This is a genomic window from Enterobacter sp. DC4, from assembly GCF_000568095.1.
Taxonomy (GTDB): Bacteria; Pseudomonadota; Gammaproteobacteria; order Enterobacterales; family Enterobacteriaceae; genus Enterobacter; species Enterobacter pseudoroggenkampii.
In genome coordinates this window covers 24,575-46,258 of the sequence record NZ_AZUB01000001.1, presented here as the reverse complement: position 1 = coordinate 46,258, position 21,684 = coordinate 24,575, and the positions used below count along the sequence as shown (strand labels likewise).

Genomic DNA, 21,684 nt, shown 5'->3' with positions numbered 1-21,684 from the left:
TTAGTGAATTAGCGGCTGCCAGAGGGTCATCAGCCCCTGCGTCAGCCCACCGCGCCAGCAAAGCGCATCGTGTCCGCCGTCAACCTGACGCCAGATAACCGGTTGGTGCGTGTGCAGCTCGGCGTAAATCGCCTGATTCGCGCGGAAGATGAGCGGCTCGTTGCGCCCGGCTTCGAGAATGATGCGTAGCCCGCGAGGGGATATTTCACCGGCTTTAAGTTGTTCGATTAACAGCCCGTCCTGCTGCCCACCGCGGTGTGGCCACCAGAAGGATCCGGACTGGCTGAGCACGCAGCCAAAACGCTGCGGCCAGTTGAGGCCAGCATAAAGAGACGCGAGACCGCCAAAGCTCTGGCCTGCCACCACCGTACGGTCGGCGCGGTCGCTGAACGGCGCGTGTTTCTGGACAAGGGGGAGAAGTTCTTCCTGCACCGCCAGCCAGAAATCGGGATTGCACGGCAGCTCGCGGTTGCGATGCTCCATGTCGATAACATCGATTAAGACGTAGACCGCGGGCGGCAGTTTGCGCTCGCTGGTGAGCGACGCCAGCGCAGGCCAGACGGGCATGCTTTCGGCCCAGAACTGGCCGTCGAGCAGCACCGCCAGCGGGCGTTCCGGGTTATCGTCCCCGCTGGTGAAAATCCAGACGCGGCGGCGGTTGTTCAGGCGCGCGCTTTCCCACTCAATGCAGACTGGCGGCTGATACGACGTATCGGGATGATTCCACCCCGGCTGAACGGGCGCGCCCGGCATTTCCAGCGCCGAGACGGCATGACCGCGCCCGCCGCGCCAGCTTTGCGGATTCAGCGGATCAGACACCGCGTGCGGCAGCAGCTTGCGCCACCCTTCGCGCAGCGCCATGCGTTCCGGCTGCTCGCCTTCAAACACTACGCTGGCAAAATCGTTTTCATTCACGGAAGGGATAAAACAGTAGCTTCCGCGCCACTCGGGGCTGAACTCGCCCTGCCACTGCCAGACGTCGGTATCCGGGATGCGCTCAAGAGATTGCGGGCGGGCATTTTGGTGGTGATCGGTCACGCCGGTGACGTAGAGCCAGACGCGTTTGATCGGTGACGTTCTTTGCGTTCCTGCCGGGTCACGCCACCAGAACGTGACGCGATAGTTTCCCTTTTCCGGCTTCCATTCAGGCCCGTTTTTCGACTGCCACCACGCTTCACTTCCCGTTGTTAACGCCGTCACCCTTATAACCTCATGTTTAACAGTCTTTTTTGTTTCAGAGCAAATTTTATTGATAATATTATTGATAACTATTTGCATTTGCAATAGCGTAGTGCCCGCGCTGTGGGAAGCGCTCATAAAACAACCACAAAAGCAGGACGTACAATGAATAAGAAGATTCACTCTCTGGCCTTGCTGGTCAATTTAGGGATTTACGGCGTCGCGCTGCCCGCTCTGGCAGACGACAGCACCGCCTCTGCGCAGCACGAAGACACGATGGTGATCACCGCCGCCGAGCAGAATCTGCAGGCGCCAGGGGTATCGACCATCACCGCCGATGAGATCCGTAAAAACCCGCCCGCGCGGGACGTGGCGGAAATCATCCGCACCATGCCAGGCGTTAACCTGACCGGTAACTCCACCAGCGGCCAGCGCGGGAATAACCGTCAGATTGATATCCGCGGCATGGGGCCAGAAAATACCCTGATCCTGATCGACGGCAAGCCGGTCACCAGCCGTAATTCCATCCGTCTGGGCTGGCGCGGCGAGCGTGACACGCGCGGCGATACCGGCTGGGTGCCGCCGGAGATGATCGAGCGCATCGAAGTGATCCGGGGTCCGGCCGCCGCGCGCTACGGCAACGGCGCGGCAGGCGGCGTGGTCAACATCATCACTAAAAAATTCGACGACCAGTGGCACGGCTCCTGGAACACCTACCTGAATGCGCCTGAGCACAAGGATGAAGGGTCTACCAAGCGCACCAACTTTAGCCTGAGCGGCCCGCTGGGCGGCGACTTCAGCTTCCGCATGTACGGCAATCTGGACAAAACCCAGGCCGACGCGTGGGACATCAACCAGGGTCACCAGTCTGACCGAACCGGTGCCTACGCCGACACGCTGCCCGCGGGCCGTGAAGGGGTGGAAAATAAAGACATCAACGGCGTGGTGCGCTGGGACTTTGCGCCGATGCAGTCTCTGGAATTTGAGGCGGGCTACAGCCGTCAGAATAACCTCTACGCAGGCGACACGCAGAACACCAACAACGACAACAGCTCCAGCGGTCTGGTGAAAAAGAACTACGGCAAAGAGACCAACCGCATCTATCGCCAGAACTTCGCGGTGACCTGGAACGGCGGCTGGGATAACGGCATTACCACCAGCAACTGGGCGCAGTACGAGCACACCCGCAACTCCCGTCTGGGAGAGGGGCTGGCGGGCGGTCTGGAAGGTCTGTTCAACAGTAATAAATTCACCGACACCGATCTGGCCGACGTGATGCTGCACAGTGAAATCAACCTGCCGATTGATTTCATCGTTAACCAGAACCTGACGCTCGGCACCGAGTGGAACCAGCAGCGCATGAAGGACTCGACCTCCTTCACCCAAACCCAGCAGGGCGGCGCGATCCCGGGAATGAGTAACGATCGCAGCCCTTATACCTCGGCAGAGATTTTCTCTCTGTTCGCCGAAAACAACATGGAGCTGACCGACAGCACCATGCTGACCCCTGCCCTGCGCTTCGACCATCACACCATCGTCGGCAACAACTGGAGCCCGTCACTTAACCTGTCGCAGGGTCTGGGGGATAACTTCACGCTGAAGATGGGGATCGCGCGTGCCTATAAGGCGCCGAGCCTGTACCAGACCAACCCGAACTACCTGCTCTACAGCAAAGGCCAGGGCTGCTACGCAAGCTCCGACGGCGTGGGCTGCTACATGATGGGTAACGACGACCTGAAGGCCGAAACCAGCATCAACAAAGAGATTGGTCTGGAGTGGAAGCGCGACGGCTGGCTGGCGGGCGTCACCTGGTTCCGCAACGACTACCGCGACAAGATTGAAGCGGGCTACGCGCCGATTGGTCACACCTCTTCCGGTAAAGTGCAGACCGACATCTACCAGTGGGAAAACGTACCGAAGGCGGTGGTTGAAGGTCTGGAAGGCTCCCTGAACGTGCCGGTCAGCGACACGATTAACTGGACCAACAACATCACCTACATGCTGCAGAGCAAGAACAAGGAGACCGGCGACCGTCTGTCGATCATTCCGGAGTACACGCTGAACTCAACCCTGAGCTGGCAGGTGCATCAGGACGTGTCGCTCCAGTCGACCTTTACCTGGTACGGCAAGCAGCAGCCGAAGAAGTACAACTACAAAGGTCAGCCGGTGACCGGATCTGAAAAAGACGAAGTCAGTCCGTACAGCATCGTTGGCCTGAGCGCGACGTGGGACATGACCAAAAACGTCAGCCTGACCGGCGGCGTGGACAACGTCTTTGACAAACGCCAGTGGCGCGCGGGTAATGCCCAGACAACCGGAAACACCACCACCGGTGCGTATATGTACGGTGCGGGTGCGTATACGTATAATGAACCGGGTCGCACCTGGTACATGAGCGTGAATACGCGTTTCTGATACAGGCAGTAACTCCCCCTCTCCCTGTAGGAGAGGGTCGGGGTGAGGGCGAGGTGAAAGCAAAACGGCAACCCTGTTGCCGTTTTTAGTGTTTGCTCCCTCTCCCCGTGGGAGAGGGCCGGGGTGAGGGCATCAGGCCGCACAATTCTGAAGGAAAAAACCATGCACACCACCCACAGCACGTTCATTCTCGCCGGCCACACCGTCCACCACGTTACCTTCGACCCAACCACCTTCACCGACGCCGATCTCCTCTGGCTCCCCCACAACGCTGAGCTTTCAAACGCCGGGCGCAAACGCAAAGCCGAGCATCTGGCAGGCCGCATCGCCGCCGCCCATGCCTTACCTGACCACATCGTGCCCGGCATCGGCCCCAGCGGTGAACCGCTCTGGCCGGAAGGCGTTTCAGGAAGCATCACCCACAGCGGCACGCAGGCGATGGCGCTTGCCGTCCGTCATCCAGATGCGCTTGTGGGTATTGATTCCGAAGCCATTCTTCCTGACCGTGAAGCCCGCGAAATCCAGGACGGCATCATTGATGCACAGGAAGCGATGTGCCTGAAGCGTTCGGGCTACCCCTTTGCGCTGGCATTGACGCTTGCATTCAGCGCCAAGGAAAGTTTGTTTAAAGCCCTGTTCCCTACGGCAAGGCACTACATGGGATTCGACTGTGTACGGGTCACTGCGTTGAATCAGAAAACTATCGCGTTGACGCTCAGCCATCCGGCGGGCCGTTATCAGCAGGGAAAATGCTTTAGCCTCGCCTGGCAACGTGTTAATGAAGAGGTATATACCTTGATTGTCGTTCAGGAATAATGCTGTCCTGTTTATTGCTCCAGCAATTTAGTTTTAATTAATACCAGATGAATAATAACAAAACCATCTTCCCCTATAGCCACCAATCAAATAAACGTACACCCCCAGAAAAAAAATGTTAAGCCCCTCCCTACCATTTATAATAGCCACCAAAATCTTCCTTGAGCTTTTAAAAGTATGCGAGCAGGTTTTTTCATAACAGAACTCAGCCATAAAACCTCGAGCCAGATCAAAAATGCTAAGATAAAAAAATCAATAAACACAAAATAAATTATTTCAATTTTATAACTTTAGGAACATTATGCTTTCGCTGTTTTACATTAACTCAATATCACTAAGGAAAGTATAATGCGTGAATTAAACCAAAATGAAATGAGCAGTGTCGCTGGTGGAATTGGTGCTGGTAACGGGAACGGTAATCATAGTGGCAATGGCAACGGCAACAGTGGTGGTAATGGCGGAACCTGTAACGGTGGCAATGGCGGTAATGGCGGTCGCGGAGGTAATGGCGGCAACGGCGGTAATGGCGGAAACTGCGGCGGTGGTAATAATGGCGGTCGCCGTTAATCACCCATAAAAGCAAATACGACGGCTCACGATATATTGTCATTGTGGGCCATCGTAAAGGATGGCCTTATTTCATCAGGAGATGAAAATGCGAGAACTACTGAATTCTGAGATGCAGCTTATTTCCGGAGGATCACAATGTGACGGCGGTAATGGCGGCAACGGGGGCGCCGGTGGGAACGGAGGCCGTGGAGGAAACGGTGGCACCTGTGGCTCAGGTAATGGCGGCAACGGCGGCAATGGCGGGCGCGGGGGTAACGGAGGAGATGGCGGTAACGGTGGTCCCGGCGGAAAAGGGGGGAAAGGAGGCAAAGGAGGCCCCGGTGGACATGACGGACGCAACGGTAAGGATGGCTGAATCTTTGCGGGGTCAGCACTACTGACAGAAAGCTAATGACCAGGACAGTATGTGAACGTTCTGGAACAGGCGGAATAACCAGGCGCCATTCAGCTAAAATTGTCGCCTGGAATCAGGCTAAATCTCATAAACTCGTTTTACAAAAGGAATAGCATGCGTGTATCGCCAACAAGCGGTTGAACACAAAAAAATGCGATGGCAGGGAAAGGCCTTATTGCTGCCTGGCATTCCGATTTGGCTTGTTGCCGGATTATCTGTTTTTTTTATTATTGCCTTTATCGTTTTTATTTTGACATTCAGCTACACAAGAAGGATCACAGTGATGGGTGAGATATCCACGTATCCCCGCTCATCAAATGTGTATGCCAGTGTCCAGGGCGTTGTGGTTAAACAGTTTGTCACTGAAGGTCAACTGCTCAAAACAGGCGATGCTATCTACATGATAGATGTCAGTAAAAGCACGCGTAGCGGTGTTGTGAGCGATAACCAGCGAATGGATGTCGATAACCAACTTACACGTATTGCTCAAATCACGGATCTTCTTCAGGAGAATAAAAGAAACACCCTGGAAATGCTAAAAAAACAAAAAGAGCAATACAGTGTGGCCCTCAAACGATCCTCAGACATAATCGCACAAGCCCAGGAAGGCATTCGCGTCATGAAAACGAACATGGAAAACTATCGGCATTATCAAGCGCGCGGACTTATTACGCAGGATCAGCTGATAAACCAGATAGCCTTATACTACGAGCGACAAAATAACATGCTTAATTTGTCTGCTCAAAGCGATCAGAACGCGTTGCAGGTGACCACCCTCGAAAGTCAGATTCAAACTCAGGCTGCCGAATTCGATAATCAGATCCATCAAATGGAGCTTCAGCGTTACGAGCTGCAAAAAGAGCGTCTGAATATTGATGCCGGGGGCGCAATTGTCATCCGGGCAATGGCTGACGGGCGGGTAGACTCCCTGAGCGTTACGGTTGGTCAAATGATCAAACCTGGCGACAGCCTCCTGCAAATTATCCCTCTGACTATCGATCATTTTTCTCTTGTCACCTGGGTGCCTAATGATGCCGTCCCCTACCTTTCTCCTGGCGACCGGGTAAACATCCGCTATGAGGCGTTTCCAGCACAAAAATTTGGCATGTTTGGCGGCACCATTGCGGTCATCTCACGTTCCCCTGCCTCCCCTCAGGAGATGCAAACCTACCAGGGGGCACTTAAAGCGACCTCACCCGGGGCCGCCCCTTACTACAAAATTATTATCAGGCCTGACAGACAAAACATTGCCTATGCGGGCAAACGTCTGAGTTTAGGCAATGGTATGCAGGCTCAAAGCACCTTATTTCTGGAAAAAAGAAAAATCTACCAGTGGATGCTTTCACCCTTCTACGATATGAAAAATAGCGCCGGGGGTCCGGTAAATGAGTAAACGCTCTCTTAAAACCCTCATCGAACAGCTGGATCTCCAGTTGCGCTCCCGGGTTCCGCTGGTCCACCAGACGGAATCGTCAGAGTGCGGCCTGGCCTGCCTCGCGATGATCTGTAGCCACTATGGCAAACAGAGCAACCTCATCGCCCTGCGTCAACAATTTAACCTGTCGGCACGGGGCACCACACTGGCAGGCATGACGCAAATTGCTGAACAACTTGGACTCGCAACACGCTGTTTATCCCTCGATCTCAATGAACTCAGCGCGCTTAAGACTCCTTGCATCCTGCACTGGGATTTTAACCATTTTGTGGTACTCGTCAGCGTGAAGCAGAATCGAGCCATACTTCACGACCCCGCTCGGGGGCGAAGAAAAGTAGGTATGGAGGAGATGTCGAAATACTTCACCGGCATAGCGCTCGAAGTATGGCCCGGAAGTACATTTGCCGCACAGCCAACAAGCCATCAGTTCAGCCTGAGGTCCCTGGCCGCGAAGGTGCACGGCCTTAAGGGAATGTTAGGCAAAATATTTTTCTATTCGCTCATTATTGAAACCATCAACCTGCTTATACCGATAGGCACTCAACTCGCCCTGGATCATGCTATTCCCGCCGCAGATATGGGCTTGTTAACGGTGATTTGTATCGGCCTGTTTCTCTTTACTTTACTGCGCGTGGCGTTGAGTGCTTTACGTTCATGGTCCTCGCTGATAATGACGACGCTTATCAATGTGCAGTGGCAGTCCGGGCTTTTTACCCATCTCGTGCGGCTGCCTCTAAGCTATTTTGAGCGGCGCAAGCTGGGCGATATTCAGTCGCGCTTTGGATCACTGAACACGCTTCGGGAAACTTTTACCAGCAGCATCATTGGGGCATTTATCGATGGAACCATGATGATGGGTGTCATCGTGATGATGATACTTTATGGCGGCTGGCTGACTGGCGTAGTCATAGGCTTTACTGCGCTGTATGTTCTGACCAGACTAATGACCTACAGTACCTATCGCGAGTTATCGGAAGAAACCCTCATCAGAGATGCCCGCACCCGGTCCTATTTCATGGAAACGTTGTACGGTATCGCGACCGTAAAAATGCAGGGTTTGAGTGAGAGACGCGGCACTCACTGGTTAAATCTGGAAATTGACACGATCAATACAGAGATAAAAATCACCAAAATGGATCTGCTTTTTGGTGGGGTAAACGCTTTTATTATTGCCTGCGAACAAATAACAATGTTATGGCTGGGTTCAAAACTCATCATAGAAAACGCGATGACAATTGGGATGTTCATCGCTTTTGGCGTGTTCAGAGAACAATTTGCCGACAGAATCTGGTCACTGACAAATTTTCTGATGAAGTTGCGCATGATGCATCTTCATAACGAACGCGTATCCGATATTGCGCTTAACGTAAGAGAAATGAAAAAGCCTGACAGAGAAATCATAAATACCATGCAACCTGTTACTCTTGAAACCCATGCGCTGAGCTATCGCTATGACGAGCATTCCGCTGATGTTTTTCGCAATCTCTCATTCAAGGTTTCAGCAGGTGAAAGCGTGGCGATTACAGGACCGTCAGGAGCGGGGAAAACCACGCTTATGAGAGTACTTTGTGGGTTATTTGAACCACTTTCGGGCTCCGTCACAATCGACGGTTATGACATTCAGCAGCTGGGTTTAAACAACTATCGTAAAATTATCGGCTGCGTTATGCAGGATGATAAGTTGTTCTCTGGATCAATCAGGGAAAATATTTGTGGCTTTGATGACAAAGGCGATAAGGAGTGGATGGAAGCCTGCGCCCGCGCCAGCTATATCCATGACGTGATTATAAAAATGCCTATGGGATACGAGACCCTAATTGGTGAACTCGGTGAAGGATTATCAGGTGGACAAAAACAGCGACTCTTTATTGCGCGCGCGCTATATCGCAAACCCGGAATATTATTTATGGATGAAGCGACCAGCGCGCTGGATGAAGAGAGTGAGAGCTATGTCAATGCAGCCATCAAAAAGTTAAACATCACACGCATTATCATCGCGCACAGAAAATCAACTATCGCATCCGCTGAACGTGTGATTCAACTAACGCCACTAACAGAACAACATGAGCCCAGCCAGAAATGAAACATTGCCTGATACCGAGAATAAAACCTATCAGCAAGCAGATAATTATTACGATCCTCGCATTTTTCGGCTGTCTCTTTTTCGCTCATGCTAACGAAAATCCCTATGAGGACGGCATGGATCCTTATCATTGGATGGAAACTCACCCCCAACAGACTGCTCGCTGGTTAAATCAACGCTCAAACCAGACGGTTAAGACACTCCAGGCCCTTCCATGGAGAAACACGCTGGCGAAAAGGTTAAGCGAGCTGGAGAATACGGCCCCCACTATTTCTGATATTTATGATGCGGGACAAAATCGTTTTTATCTACGCTCAACGGTCGAACACCCATACCTGCGGCTGTTTGTAAGACAGAAGAGCAAACCGGAACGGGTGCTCATTGATCCGCCTGTTGGCTATGGGATTAATTTTTTTAGCCCTTCACATGATGGTCGCTATGTGGCTTTTGGGCTCTCAAGAAACGGGACTGAAAGCACGAGAATTACCGTTATCCGGGTTGTGGATAATGTCGTATTAGATACGCATATCCCCGACGTTCGCTATCCCAGCGTTGTCTGGGCCGCGGATAATCAGTCCTTTTATTATAGTCTCAACACCATCACTCAGGATTCAGGACGACAAACCTGCGGCAAGGTCTACCTCCATCGTATAGGGCACGACAGAGACGTTATGACGCTTGACTGGCGCACGCTCCCTGAACTCGCACAAAAAGCCTGCGAAAACGTTAATCTGTACACCTCTCCTGATTCTGAATATCTGATTGTTAACGTTTCAAAATCCATCAGTGGTTATGGAGGCTACCTTTTTGCCGCTAAAAAAGACCCGGATGACAAAAGCACACTCACCTGGAACAAAATTGTTGATACCGATAAAAATGTTTCTGCCTTTGTTTATTCCGGGAAGTGGATTTATCTGGCGAGCTATAACGCCTCCTCAGGCTATGATATTTCACGCATCAATCTGGCGGCTCCTGCCTCCACCAAAGAACCCGTGATGAGCTGGTCGAACGGAGAGTTAACACAATTAAGCCTGAGTAGGGATTCACTTTATGTTGCTTATCATAACGCCGGAAGCAGTAAATTCATGCGTATTCCGTTTGCTGATATCCGTCACCACCAGGCAATTCCGGTCCCTGCAGATGAAGACGTGAGTGCGATATTTGCCAGCAGCGATAGTCAGGACATTCTCTTTACCCGCCAGGGCTGGCTGAAGCCCCCCGTCATTTATCATTATCAACCTGCAGATAACATTATCCAGAAAACAGAGTTAATACCGCCGTTAAGCCAGCCCCTGACAGACTATGTAACGGAAGAAAAATGGATCACTACAGCAGAGAATATTCGCGTCCCACTGACCCTCATATACCGTAAAGGCATTGCGCGCGATGGTTCGGTCCCTACCTGGTTGACGGCTTATGGCGCGTACGGCGTGAGTACGTTTCCTTCATTCGATCTGACCCGTCTGCTCTGGCTGGAACAAGGCGGTATTCTCGCTATCGCGCATGTACGCGGAGGCGGTGAAATGGGCCCTGAATGGCACGAAGCAGGAAGAGCAGATAAGAAAGAAAATTCCATTACCGATTTTATCCGTTGCGCGGAATATCTTATCGACAGTCGCTACACCTCACCGTCAAAACTGGCAATCGGGGGTGAAAGCGCGGGGGGAATTATCGTGGGTATGGCGATGACCCGTCGCCCGGAACTGTTTTCCGCAGTGGCCATAGACGCCGGGATGCTGAATACCAGCCGACTGGATAACATTCCGATAGGCGTGATGAACTATGACGAACTGGGATCGCCGCTGACGCCGTCTGGCAGGCTAAACTTACTGAAAATAGATGCTTACCGGCATCTGGTACCTGAAAAACGTTATCCTCCCGTCCTGTTAACCGTAGGCCTGCATGACCAGCGCGTTTCCCCGTGGCAAACAGCAAAATTCGCCGCCCGTTTAGAGGAAATAGGCTCGCCGCGCAGCGTGCTGGTTCTGGCTTACCGTCAGGGAGGACACAGTGCGGCAACCTATGCCGAGGCCGATTCAAAATTAGTCGACACGGTAAGCTTCTTTATCTGGAAAACCGGTCTTCACGTTCAGGATAGATGATAGCGGCACCCGTTACGGGTGCCCTGTCATTCATACACGTAATGACTCAAACATCCGGGAACATCACGCTATTCCCCGGCGCTTCCCTGTGCAGATGGATAAAGTTCAGATGCCGTTCATACTGATCCAGAATGTCCGTAATTACCTGCTCCTTGCTGTAGTCCATCAAATCGTTCCCCTGGCTACCCTCCAGCAGGAAAGTCTCAAGCCGGTAGTAGGTCGACTTCCCGCTGCGCGCCCGATAGGTAAAGCCGGGCACCGAGTACTGCTGCGGCCAGATCTGGTAGACAAAATTCTGCTCGTCGCCCATGTGCACCAGCAGGTCCAGGTGCCCCAGGGTCTCGCCCTCCTCCGGCGGCAGGTTTTTCAGCTCCACGTAGGCGCCGCGCAGCTTCAGCTCCTGGGCTACCTCTTCCATGGCGGGGAAGCAGACCGTCTCCATCATCTGTTTGGTGTAGCGCGTGCCCGGGTAGTTCATCAGGCGCGACAGACGTTTCTTCCAGCTCAGCCGGTCCTGCGCGCCCATCGGACGCGGTGCGGTGTCGCGGCTGGCGCTGACGCGGCGGTAATCTTCCACCTTGAGGGACTTATATAACCCGGCCATCACGAAGAAGATAACGAAGCTGAACGGCAGCCCCATGATCACCGTGGTGTTCTGCAGCGCAGAGATGCCGTTGGTCATCAGCATGCCGAGCGTCAGCAGGCCGATGGCGACGGACCAGAAGATGCGCAGCCAGTTCGGGGCATCGCTGTTGATGTCCTTCAGCTTCGAAGTGAAGTTGCCCAGCACCAGCGCGCCGGAATCCGCCGAGGTGACGTAAAACAGCAGGCCGGTAATAGTCGCCACGGAGGCGCTAAAGGTGAACGCCGGATACTGCGCCAGCAGGCTGTAGAAGCCTCGCTCCGGGTGCGCCATCGCTTCCTGCGCAAAGGTAGCATTGCCGTGGATAATCTCGTGCAGCGCGCTGTTGCCGAACACCGACAGCCAGAGCAGCGTAAAGGTGAACGGGATGATCAGCGTGCCCATCACAAACTGGCGGATGGTGCGGCCACGTGAAATGCGCGCCAGGAACAGGCCGACAAACGGCGACCACGCCACCCACCACGCCCAGAAGAACAGCGTCCAGTTGTTCATCCACTCTACAGGGCGGTCGAAGGCGAAGCTGTTCAGCGTCATGCCCATAAAGCGATTTACGTAGTCGCCCACGTTGAGCACTAAGGCATTGAGCAGGAACGAGGTGTCGCCCATAAACAGCACGAACAGGATCAGGCCCAGCGCCAGCGCCACGTTCAGTTCGGAGAGCACGCGGATGCCCTTATCGACGCCCGACGTAACCGAAATGGTGGCGATAATGACGGAGAGCGCAATCAGCGCCGCTTTCGCCGCCATCGAATCCGGAATATCAAACAGCACGCTCAGCCCGTAGTTGAGCTGCACCACGCCAATCCCGAGCGTCGTCGCGATACCGAAGATGGTGCCGATCACCGCCGCAATGTCGACGCTGTGGCCAATCGGGCCGTTGATCTTTTTACCGAAAATCGGGTACAGCGCGGAGCGGATGGTGAGGGGCAAATTATAACGATAGCTAAAGTATCCCAGCGCCATGCCCATCAGGGCGTACATTGACCAGCCGGTCAGGCCGTAGTGGAACAGCGTCCAGACCATCGCCTGGCGCGCGGCCTCCATCGTCTGCCCTGCCCCTTCCGGCGGCTGCATATACTGCGTGACCGGTTCCGCCACGGAGAAGAACATCAGGTCAATGCCGATGCCCGCGGCAAACAGCATTGCGGCCCAGCTCAGCAGGCTGAACTCGGGCTTTGACTGCTCAGGCCCGAGCTTCACCGAACCGAAGCGCGAGCAGGCAATGCAGACCACGAAGACGATATAGAGCGTCGCCGCCAGCAGATAGTACCAACCGAAGGTCTTCGACACCCAGTTCAGGGTGCGCCCAATCCACTCGGCAGAAAAATCGCGAAAGAAGATCGTTGTCAGGGAAAACAACAAAATCAGCCCGGCAGACGTATAAAAAACGACTGGGTTGATTTTGTCTTTTTCTCTGTCCTGTGAAAGGTCTGTCATCCAGTATCCCCACTGTTTTTGTAACTATTAAAATCCAAATCCGCAACAATTAAGACACATTTTATATTGAACGTCCAATCAAAAACCGCTTTAATGGTTAACCAACGCTGATGAATGGAGTGGCAAAAATGCCCAAAGTGGGGATGCAGCCGATCCGGCGCAGGCAGCTTATCGACGCCACGCTGGAAGCAATAAATGAAGTGGGAATGCATGACGCGACGATCGCGCAGATCGCCCGTCGGGCGGGCGTTTCCACGGGGATCATCAGTCACTATTTCAAAGACAAAAACGGTCTGCTGGAAGCAACCATGCGCGATATCACCGGCCAGCTGCGCGACGCGGTATTGAGCCGCTTACGCGCCCTGCCGGACGCCAGCGCGGAGCAGCGCCTGCAGGCGATTGTCGGCGGCAATTTTGATGAAACCCAGACCAGCGGCGCGGCAATGAAGGCCTGGCTGGCCTTCTGGGCAAGCAGCATGCACCAGCCGATGCTCTACCGCCTGCAGCAGGTAAGCAGCCGCCGCCTGCTGTCGAACCTGGTGTACGAGTTCCGCCGCGAACTGCCGCGCGAACAGGCCGAAGAGGCGGGCTTCGGCCTGGCGGCGCTGATCGATGGGCTGTGGCTGCGCGCCGCACTAAGCGGCAAGCCGCTGGATAAGACCCTGGCCCAGTCACTGACCAGCCACTTTATCAGCCAGCATTTACCGACCGAATAACCGAGGAGAATTTATGTCCCGAATGGCAGAACAGCAGCTTTATATCAATGGTGGTTATACATCGGCCACCAGCGGTCGCACCTTCGAGACCATCAACCCGGCCAACGGTGAAGTCCTGGCGACCGTACAGGCCGCCGGGCGCGAAGACGTCGATCGCGCCGTTGAAAGCGCAACGCGCGGGCAAAAAGTCTGGGCGGCGATGACCGCCATGGAGCGCTCTCGCATCCTGCGTCGCGCCGTCGACATCCTGCGCGAGCGCAACGACGATCTGGCAAAGCTGGAAACCCTCGACACCGGTAAAGCGTATTCCGAAACCTCAAGCGTGGATATCGTCACCGGTGCGGACGTGCTGGAGTACTACGCGGGTCTGATCCCGGCGCTGGAAGGCAGCCAGATCCCCTTGCGCGAGACCTCATTCGTCTATACCCGCCGCGAGCCGCTGGGCGTGGTGGCGGGTATCGGCGCATGGAACTACCCGATCCAGATCGCCCTGTGGAAATCGGCCCCGGCGCTGGCGGCGGGCAACGCAATGATCTTCAAGCCGAGCGAAGTGACCCCGCTCACCGCCCTGAAACTGGCCGAGATCTACACCGAAGCGGGCCTGCCGGACGGCGTGTTTAACGTCCTGCCGGGCGTGGGCGCGGAGACCGGCCAGTACCTGACCGAGCATCCGTGCATCGCCAAAGTCTCCTTCACCGGCGGCGTCGCCAGTGGCAAAAAGGTGATGGCGAATGCCGCGGCCTCGTCCCTGAAAGAGGTGACGATGGAGCTGGGCGGCAAATCGCCGCTGATTATTTTCGACGATGCCGATCTGGATCTCGCGGCGGACATCGCCATGATGGCCAACTTCTTCAGCTCCGGCCAGGTGTGCACCAACGGCACCCGCGTGTTTGTTCCGGCCAAGTTCAAAGCCGCGTTTGAGCAGAAAATCGTCGAGCGCGTGGGCCGCATCCGCGCGGGCGATCTGATCGATGAAGCTACCAACTTTGGTCCGATGGTCAGCTTCCCGCACCGCGAAAGCGTGATGCGCTACATCGCCAAAGGCAAAGAGGAAGGCGCGCGCGTGCTGTGCGGCGGCGACGCGTTGAAGGGCGAAGGCTTCGATAACGGCGCGTGGGTGGCCCCGACCGTGTTCACCGACTGCACTGACGAGATGACCATCGTGCGCGAAGAGATCTTCGGCCCGGTGATGTCCATCCTCACTTATGACACCGACGAAGAAGCGATTCGCCGCGCCAACGACACCGACTTCGGGCTGGCGGCAGGTATCGTCACGGCCGACCTGAACCGCGCCCACGGCGCCATTCATCAGCTCGAGGCGGGCATCTGCTGGATCAACACCTGGGGTGAATCCGCCGCAGAGATGCCGGTCGGCGGCTACAAGCACTCCGGCATTGGCCGCGAGAACGGCGTCATGACGCTGCAGAGCTACACCCAGGTGAAGTCCATCCAGGTTGAGATGGGTAAATTCCAGTCCATATTTTAACCGGGAGGTTTATTTGCAATTTGACTACATCATTATCGGGGCCGGTTCTGCCGGCAACGTGCTGGCTACACGACTGACTGAAGATCCGAACACCACCGTCCTGCTGCTTGAGGCAGGCGGACCGGACTACCGCTTTGACTTCCGTACCCAGATGCCCGCCGCGCTGGCGTTCCCGCTGCAGGGCAAGCGCTACAACTGGGCATACGAAACCGAACCAGAGCCGCACATGAACAACCGCCGCATGGAGTGCGGGCGCGGCAAAGGGCTGGGCGGCTCGTCGCTGATCAACGGCATGTGCTACATCCGCGGTAACGCGATGGACCTCGACCACTGGGCAAAAGAGCCGGGTCTGGAGCACTGGAGCTACCTCAACTGCCTGCCCTACTACCGCAAGGCAGAGACGCGCGACGTGGGGCCGAATGACTACCACGGCGGCGACGGTCCGGTGAGCGTCACCACTTCGAAACCGGGTGTGAACCCGCTGTTTGAGGCAATGGTGGAGGCGGGCGTGCAGGCGGGCTACCCGCGCACCGAGGATCTCAACGGCTACCAGCAGGAAGGCTTCGGCCCGATGGACCGCACGGTCACGCCGCAGGGCCGACGCGCCAGCACCGCGCGCGGCTATCTGGACCAGGCGAAACCGCGTCCGAACCTGACCATCCGCACCCACGCCATGACCGATCGCATTCTCTTTGAGGGCAAGCGCGCGGTGGGCGTCGAGTGGCTGGAGGGTGAAAGCACCATCCCATCCAAAGCGACGGCAAAAAAAGAAGTGCTGCTGAGCGCCGGGGCGATTGCCTCTCCGCAGATCCTCCAGCGCTCCGGTGTGGGCAACGCTAACCTGCTGAAGCAGTTCGATATCCCGCTGGTGCACGATCTGCCCGGCGTGGGCGAAAACCTGCAGGATCACCTGGAGATGTACCTCCAGTACGAATGCAAAGAGCCGGTCTCCCTCTACCCTGCCCTGCAGTGGTGGAACCAGCCGAAAATTGGCGCCGAGTGGCTGTTTGGCGGTACCGGCGTGGGCGCGAGCAACCACTTCGAAGCGGGCGGGTTTATCCGCAGCCGCGAAGAGTTTGAATGGCCGAACATCCAGTACCACTTCCTGCCGGTGGCGATTAACTACAACGGCTCGAACGCGGTAAAAGAGCACGGCTTCCAGTGCCACGTCGGATCCATGCGTTCGCCAAGCCGCGGGCACGTGCGTATCACGTCCCGCGATCCGCACCAGCATCCGGCGATCCTGTTCAACTATATGTCCCACGAGCAGGACTGGCAGGAGTTCCGCGACGCGATCCGCATCACCCGCGAGATCATGCACCAGCCCGCGCTGGACAAATACCGGGGGCGCGAAATCAGCCCGGGTATCGAATGCCAGACCGACGAGCAGCTGGACGAGTTCGTGCGCAACCACGCCGAAACCGCCTTCCATCCGTGCGGCACCTGCAAGATGGGCTATGACGAGATGGGAGTGGTTGACGGTGAAGGCCGCGTTCACGGACTGGAAGGCCTGCGCGTGGTGGATGCGTCGATCATGCCGCAGATCATCACCGGCAACCTGAACGCCACCACCATTATGATCGGCGAAAAGATTGCCGACGCCATTCGCGAACGCGAGCCGCTGGCGAAGAGCACGGCGGCGTATTATGTGGCGAACGGAGCGCCGGTTCGCCGCTGAGGATATTTCCCCTCACCCTGGCCCTCTCCCCATAGGGGAGAGGGGATCCCCCTCTTCAAAAATTTATTTTTATTTACCTGCATCCAGTTTCCCCCCGCCTCTCGTATATGAGTCTGTGAGCAACCCCTTTGCTCCCCAATCCGAGGAAAGATGATGAAAAAGCTAACCCGTGTTGCATTCGTAACCAGCGCTTTACTCTTCTGTGCAGGCGCATCAGCCGCCATGACGTCAGGCTCCGTGATGGTGGGCGGAGCGGAAATGTTCCCGAGCAAAAATATTGTTGAAAACGCCATAAACTCGAAAGATCACACCACGCTGGTAGCCGCCGTCAAAGCGGCAGGACTGGTGGATACGCTTCAGAGCAAAGGGCCGTTCACCGTGTTTGCGCCGACCAATGCGGCGTTTGCGAAATTGCCTGCCGGCACGGTCGAGAACCTGGTCAAACCCGAAAACAAAGCCACGCTCACCAGCATCCTGACCTATCACGTGGTCGCCGGTAATTACGATATGAAAGCGCTGGAGCAGAAAATTAAACAGGGCGGCGGCCACGCGGAGCTGAAGACCGTTAACGGTCAGCCGCTGTGGATCATGAGCAACGGTCCGCACAATATTCAGCTTAAGGACGGTAAAGGCAATGTGGCGAACATTAGCACCTATGACGTTCATCAAAAAAACGGTGTGATCGATGTGATTGATACCGTCCTGATGCCTAAGTAGTTGTCTATACTTCGGAAGTGTGACGTTGCCTTCCGGGAAAAACATGGATAACGCGCTGGCTGAACAGCAACTGAAATTAATGCAGGCGGTCGCAAACGGCGATCGCCGTGCATTTGAACAACTTTATCGACTCACGTCGCCACACCTGTTTGCCGTCGCGCTGCGCATGCTGCGTGACCGCGCGTGGGCAGAAGAGATCCTTCACGACTGTTTTATCACCGTCTGGAGTAAAGCCGAAACCTACAACGCTGCACTGAGCTCCCCGATGACCTGGCTTACGCACATTGTGCGCAACCGCTGTATTGACTGGCTGCGCAGCGGGCAAACCCGCGCTGCCGACCGCGAGACGGCGTATAACGACGCGATTCTGCCTTGCGAGAACGATGAGCAGAATAACTGGCACGACGATGTGCAGGCAGAACGGCTCAGGCAGTGTCTCGAACATTTGAGCAGCGAACAGCGCCAGAGCATTACGCTCGCCTACTATCAGGGAATGTCTCACAGCGACATTGCCGACTGGCTCCAGCAGCCTCTGGGCTCGGTGAAAAGCTGGATACGTCGGGCAATGGACCATCTTCGGGAGTGTGTCGGGCTATGAATGACGCAGAAAAACGCGACGACATGCTGGCAGCAGAGTATGCCCTCGGCACGCTGCGGGGAGGAGCGCGGCTTCAGTTCCAGAAAAGGGTCCTCCATGAACCCGCTCTGGCCGCCCGCGTGGCGTACTGGCAGGACATGTTCAGCACACTGGATAGTCATCTTGTGCCCGTCCCTCCACCCGAGACGGTGTGGAAGAGAATCGCCCTCGATCTGCCGCCCAAAAAGCCTTTACGCAAAAGTCGGCCTTATGTCGGCTGGATGGCTGCGGCCTCCCTCGCCGCCCTGTCGGTCGTTGCCTGGTATGCCATCCGTACCCCGGAACTCGCTCCGCTGATGGTACTCAACGATACCCAACAGCACGGACAGTGGGTCGTCAGCGCGGACGCCAGCCGTCAACACCTGAGCATTGCCCCTCTTCGACCAACGGCCGTCGCGGCGCAACACAGCCTGCAGCTTTGGCTGATCCCAGGCGGGCAGGCGCCGGTATCCATGGGGCTGCTGCATAACGACATCCCCACACGCGTCACTCTCAGGAACACAACGCTTCCACCTGACGCCACGATAGCCATAAGCCTTGAACCAGAGGGCGGCTCGCCCACTGGACTTCCCACTGGCCCGGTGCTTTACAGTGGCAAATTGTAATCCTCAGGCCCTGTTCGCAGGGCCGCTATCGTGACCCCATTTCATTTATATACTATTATCGGTTACCTATAAGAATTAAATATTAAGCCTGTAATTAATTTAATTATAAAAAAACGACATTGACAGACTCTCCCGCACTCCATTAAGTTTTAAACGAACATCATTTTATTCCCGATACACAATATATCCAAAACCGCGTTAATGAATTTGTCATTATTCATTAACGCTTCTCTGCCTTTTATTTTTTGCATCACTCAATAGCGAGATAAGATCATGAATAATAGTGCAAACAAGGTTGTTGTCATTACCGGTGCCAGCAGCGGTATTGGTCAGGCGATTGCCCTCCATTTAGCGAATAACGCGTTTTCGCTGGTGCTGGTGGCGCGCCGTCTGGACAGAATTAATGCCCTGGTGGATCAGATTATTCAGCAAGGCGGCAAGGCTATTGCCGTTAAGGCCGATGTCACCCGTCAGGAAGAGGTTCAGTGCGCCATTGACGCTGCCGTTGCCGCCTACCAGCGCGTGGATGTGCTGATCAACAACGCGGGCTTTATGGCTATCGCCCCCCTTAGCGAGCTGAAAACCGACGAATGGGACAAGATGATTGATACCAATCTGAAAGGGGTGCTATACGGCATCGCTGCCGCTTTCCCGGTGTTCCAGCGTCAGGGCAGTGGGCATTTTATTAACGTTGCCTCCGTCGCGGGCATCAAGGTGCTGGCGCCTGGCGGCGTGGTGTACAGCGCCACGAAATTCGCCGTCCGCGCGCTGAGTGAAGGCTTACGTCAGGAAGCGGGTAAAACCCTCCGCACGACGCTTATTTCCCCCGGCGCCGTTGAAAGCGAACTGCAATTCGGTAGCTCTGACGAAGAGAGCAAAAAATTTCTCCATGAGTTTTATAAGCAGGCTATTCCGGCTGACGCGATTGCCCGCGCGGTTTTATTTGCCATAGAACAGCCTGGCAACGTTGATATTAATGAAATTGTTGTTCGGCCAACGCAGGAAGAATTTTAGCCTGGATTAAATAATACTGAATGAGGTGTCAGTATGATTAAATCATTAACGTCCTTATCAGATCTCAATATGCGAACGGGTGCCGATATTCTTCTTGAAGTGCTGGAGAGTGAAGGCGTGGAATATATTTTTGGCAACCCCGGTACCACCGAGCTTCCGCTCATTGATGCCCTGCTTCGCCATGAAAATATTCATTATATTCTGGCGCTACAGGAGAGCACCGTAGTGGCGATTGCTGACGGCTATGCGAAAGCCTCCGGCAAAACGGGCTTTATCAATTTGCATACCGCCAGCGGTCTGGGGCACGGCATGGGGAATCTGATTAATTCGCGGATCATGAAAACCCCGCTGGTGGTCACCGTCGGACAGCAGGATACGCGGCACTATGTCCGCGATCCGCTGCTGTATGATGATATTGTTTCCATTGGCTCCCCGGTCATGAAATGGGCGCAGGAGGTCACCAGCGCCGACCAGCTCCCGGTGCTGGTGCGCCGCGCGTTTCACGCTGCCAGCTATCCTCCGGCCGGTCCGGTGCTGCTCTCTCTGCCAATGAACGTGATGGAAGAGCTCAGCGACGCCGGGATACAAACGGCCTCTAAAGTGAACTACCACACCGTGGCGGGCTCGCTGGACGAACTGGCCGAAGAACTGAGCCAGGTTACGCCCGGCAGGATCATGATTGTGGCGGGCGATGAGGTGCACTCCAGCGGCTCGACGCAGGAGATTGTCCAGTTGGCGGAAGCGCTCAGCGCCCACGTCTATGGCTCCTCCTGGCCGCTGAATTTGCCTTTTCCCACTCAGCACGCGCTCTGGCGGGGCAATATGCCCACCACCGCCAGCGAAATCGCCAGCATCATCAATGCCTACGATGCCGTATTCATCATCGGCGGCAGAAGCCTGATCACTATTTTGTACAGCGAAGGGGACGCGATCCCGGGTTCGTGCGCGGTTTATCAGCTTTCAGCCGACATGAACGAGCTGGGCCGCACCTACGCCACCCGCCTCTCGGTGATGGGGGATATCAAACTCTCCCTGAAGGAGCTGTTACCGAAGCTTGAGCAACGCCGGGTGGCAAGCAAACTGACACATCAGCGGCTGCTCAAAACGGCACGTGCTGAACGTGAAAAAGAGTGGCGGCAGCAGGAAGAACGTCTGGCTGCCGAGCGGCTGCGCCCGGCGATTTCGCCGATGGTCGCGGCCTACGAGGTGATAAAATCCGTTCCGCCGGGCATCACGATTGTCGACGAGGCGATTGCAACGGCCAGACACGTTCGCCGGTTTATTTCCGACCAGCAGCACCCGCGCTACTACTTTATGCGCGGCGGCGGACTGGGCTGGGGGATGCCTGCCTCAGTAGGGCACTCGCTGGGACGCGGACGGGAGCCGGTGGTCTGCCTGATAGGTGACGGAGCCTCCCTGTACTCGCCGCAGGCGCTCTGGACGGCGGCACACGAAAATCTGCCGGTCACCTTTATCGTCATGAATAACAGGGAGTACAACATCCTGAAAAACTTTATGAAGAGCCAGGCCGACTACAGCTCAACGCGGCTGGGGCGTTTTATCGGGATGGACCTGGTGAACCCGCATATCGATTTTCAGTCGCTGGCCACCGCCATGGGCGTCCACTGCTGCCGGGTAACCGAGGCTGCAGATATCGCCGAAGCGGTAGCGCGCGGGCTACAGTCAGGAAAAACCAATCTGATAGAAATCGCGATTTCCGCGGATTAGCCGCGCGTTTACGCTGTACCCTACATAAA

General features: G+C 55.4%; 17 protein-coding genes. 15 read left to right on the top strand and 2 right to left on the bottom strand.

Annotation, left to right across the window (positions count from 1 at the left end):
* The gene (gene fes / locus P349_RS23755; RefSeq protein WP_032649622.1) at positions 1 to 1,200 is read right to left on the bottom strand and encodes an enterochelin esterase; all 1,200 of its coding nucleotides are present in this window, start codon (positions 1,198 to 1,200) and stop codon (positions 1 to 3) included.
* A 144-nt stretch (positions 1,201 to 1,344) separates the two neighbouring features.
* Between fes and P349_RS23760 the strand changes: the two genes are divergently transcribed.
* The 7 genes from P349_RS23760 (at position 1,345) to P349_RS0123960 (ending at position 10,994) form a co-directional block, all read left to right on the top strand.
* Entirely contained in the window at positions 1,345 to 3,594 is a 2,250-nt protein-coding gene (locus P349_RS23760; RefSeq protein ID WP_032649624.1) for a TonB-dependent siderophore receptor, read from the top strand.
* Positions 3,595 to 3,756: 162 nt separating this feature from the next.
* Complete coding sequence (entD, locus tag P349_RS23765) at positions 3,757 to 4,410, top strand: enterobactin synthase subunit EntD (RefSeq protein ID WP_032649626.1); 654 nt, start codon at positions 3,757 to 3,759, stop codon at positions 4,408 to 4,410.
* Positions 4,411 to 4,758: 348 nt separating this feature from the next.
* Positions 4,759 to 4,977: a hypothetical protein gene (locus P349_RS0123965; RefSeq protein WP_045909632.1), complete on the top strand. Its 219-nt coding sequence runs from the start codon at positions 4,759 to 4,761 to the stop codon at positions 4,975 to 4,977.
* Between the two features lie 140 nt (positions 4,978 to 5,117).
* Entirely contained in the window at positions 5,118 to 5,360 is a 243-nt protein-coding gene (locus P349_RS23770) for a hypothetical protein (protein ID WP_032649628.1), read from the top strand.
* Positions 5,361 to 5,492: 132 nt separating this feature from the next.
* Positions 5,493 to 6,767, top strand: a complete 1,275-nt coding sequence (locus P349_RS23775; RefSeq protein ID WP_032649630.1) for an HlyD family secretion protein — start codon at positions 5,493 to 5,495, stop codon at positions 6,765 to 6,767.
* Positions 6,760 to 8,892, top strand: coding sequence for a peptidase domain-containing ABC transporter (locus tag P349_RS23780; protein ID WP_032649631.1), 2,133 nt, complete (start codon positions 6,760 to 6,762; stop codon positions 8,890 to 8,892). The genes P349_RS23775 and P349_RS23780 overlap by 8 nt, the downstream gene beginning before the upstream one ends.
* Positions 8,889 to 10,994, top strand: coding sequence for a prolyl oligopeptidase family serine peptidase (locus tag P349_RS0123960; protein ID WP_071995262.1), 2,106 nt, complete (start codon positions 8,889 to 8,891; stop codon positions 10,992 to 10,994). Before P349_RS23780 ends, P349_RS0123960 begins: the two co-directional genes overlap by 4 nt.
* 46 nt (positions 10,995 to 11,040) lie before the next feature.
* On the opposite strand, the gene betT is transcribed toward P349_RS0123960, so the two are convergent.
* Positions 11,041 to 13,074, bottom strand: coding sequence for a choline BCCT transporter BetT (gene betT, locus P349_RS23785; protein WP_024906970.1), 2,034 nt, complete (start codon positions 13,072 to 13,074; stop codon positions 11,041 to 11,043).
* A gap of 128 nt (positions 13,075 to 13,202) precedes the next feature.
* Between betT and betI the strand changes: the two genes are divergently transcribed.
* The 8 genes from betI (at position 13,203) to P349_RS23825 (ending at position 21,655) form a co-directional block, all read left to right on the top strand.
* Positions 13,203 to 13,790 carry a transcriptional regulator BetI gene (gene betI, locus P349_RS23790; protein WP_032649635.1) on the top strand — a complete coding sequence of 196 codons (588 nt, stop codon included), beginning with the start codon at positions 13,203 to 13,205 and terminating at the stop codon, positions 13,788 to 13,790.
* Between the two features lie 13 nt (positions 13,791 to 13,803).
* Positions 13,804 to 15,276 (top strand): betaine-aldehyde dehydrogenase, encoded by a 1,473-nt coding sequence (betB, locus tag P349_RS23795; protein WP_032649637.1) that lies wholly within the window; start codon positions 13,804 to 13,806, stop codon positions 15,274 to 15,276.
* A 13-nt stretch (positions 15,277 to 15,289) separates the two neighbouring features.
* The gene (gene betA, locus P349_RS23800; RefSeq protein WP_032649639.1) at positions 15,290 to 16,954 is read left to right on the top strand and encodes a choline dehydrogenase; all 1,665 of its coding nucleotides are present in this window, start codon (positions 15,290 to 15,292) and stop codon (positions 16,952 to 16,954) included.
* A gap of 153 nt (positions 16,955 to 17,107) precedes the next feature.
* Entirely contained in the window at positions 17,108 to 17,671 is a 564-nt protein-coding gene (locus P349_RS23805; protein WP_024906966.1) for a fasciclin domain-containing protein, read from the top strand.
* Positions 17,672 to 17,714: 43 nt separating this feature from the next.
* A complete protein-coding gene (locus tag P349_RS23810) occupies positions 17,715 to 18,269 on the top strand; it encodes an RNA polymerase sigma factor (protein ID WP_032649640.1) in 555 nt (184 codons plus the stop codon).
* Complete coding sequence (locus P349_RS23815; protein ID WP_032649642.1) at positions 18,266 to 18,913, top strand: anti-sigma factor; 648 nt, start codon at positions 18,266 to 18,268, stop codon at positions 18,911 to 18,913. The genes P349_RS23810 and P349_RS23815 overlap by 4 nt, the downstream gene beginning before the upstream one ends.
* Before the next feature lie 273 nt (positions 18,914 to 19,186).
* Positions 19,187 to 19,927 carry an SDR family oxidoreductase gene (locus tag P349_RS23820; protein WP_032649644.1) on the top strand — a complete coding sequence of 247 codons (741 nt, stop codon included), beginning with the start codon at positions 19,187 to 19,189 and terminating at the stop codon, positions 19,925 to 19,927.
* Between the two features lie 33 nt (positions 19,928 to 19,960).
* Positions 19,961 to 21,655 carry a thiamine pyrophosphate-binding protein gene (locus tag P349_RS23825; RefSeq protein WP_032649646.1) on the top strand — a complete coding sequence of 565 codons (1,695 nt, stop codon included), beginning with the start codon at positions 19,961 to 19,963 and terminating at the stop codon, positions 21,653 to 21,655.
* Positions 21,656 to 21,684: the final 29 nt, after the last annotated feature.

Coding starts and splice junctions, on each gene's coding strand:
- P349_RS23760 (WP_032649624.1), top strand. CDS start 1,345: ATGAATAAGAAGATTCACTCTCTGGCCTTGCTGGTCAATTTAGGGATT.
- entD (WP_032649626.1), top strand. CDS start 3,757: ATGCACACCACCCACAGCACGTTCATTCTCGCCGGCCACACCGTCCAC.
- P349_RS0123965 (WP_045909632.1), top strand. CDS start 4,759: ATGCGTGAATTAAACCAAAATGAAATGAGCAGTGTCGCTGGTGGAATT.
- P349_RS23780 (WP_032649631.1), top strand. CDS start 6,760: ATGAGTAAACGCTCTCTTAAAACCCTCATCGAACAGCTGGATCTCCAG.
- P349_RS0123960 (WP_071995262.1), top strand. CDS start 8,889: ATGAAACATTGCCTGATACCGAGAATAAAACCTATCAGCAAGCAGATA.
- betT (WP_024906970.1), bottom strand. CDS start 13,074: ATGACAGACCTTTCACAGGACAGAGAAAAAGACAAAATCAACCCAGTC.
- betI (WP_032649635.1), top strand. CDS start 13,203: ATGCCCAAAGTGGGGATGCAGCCGATCCGGCGCAGGCAGCTTATCGAC.
- betB (WP_032649637.1), top strand. CDS start 13,804: ATGTCCCGAATGGCAGAACAGCAGCTTTATATCAATGGTGGTTATACA.
- P349_RS23805 (WP_024906966.1), top strand. CDS start 17,108: ATGAAAAAGCTAACCCGTGTTGCATTCGTAACCAGCGCTTTACTCTTC.
- P349_RS23810 (WP_032649640.1), top strand. CDS start 17,715: ATGGATAACGCGCTGGCTGAACAGCAACTGAAATTAATGCAGGCGGTC.
- P349_RS23815 (WP_032649642.1), top strand. CDS start 18,266: ATGAATGACGCAGAAAAACGCGACGACATGCTGGCAGCAGAGTATGCC.
- P349_RS23820 (WP_032649644.1), top strand. CDS start 19,187: ATGAATAATAGTGCAAACAAGGTTGTTGTCATTACCGGTGCCAGCAGC.
- P349_RS23825 (WP_032649646.1), top strand. CDS start 19,961: ATGATTAAATCATTAACGTCCTTATCAGATCTCAATATGCGAACGGGT.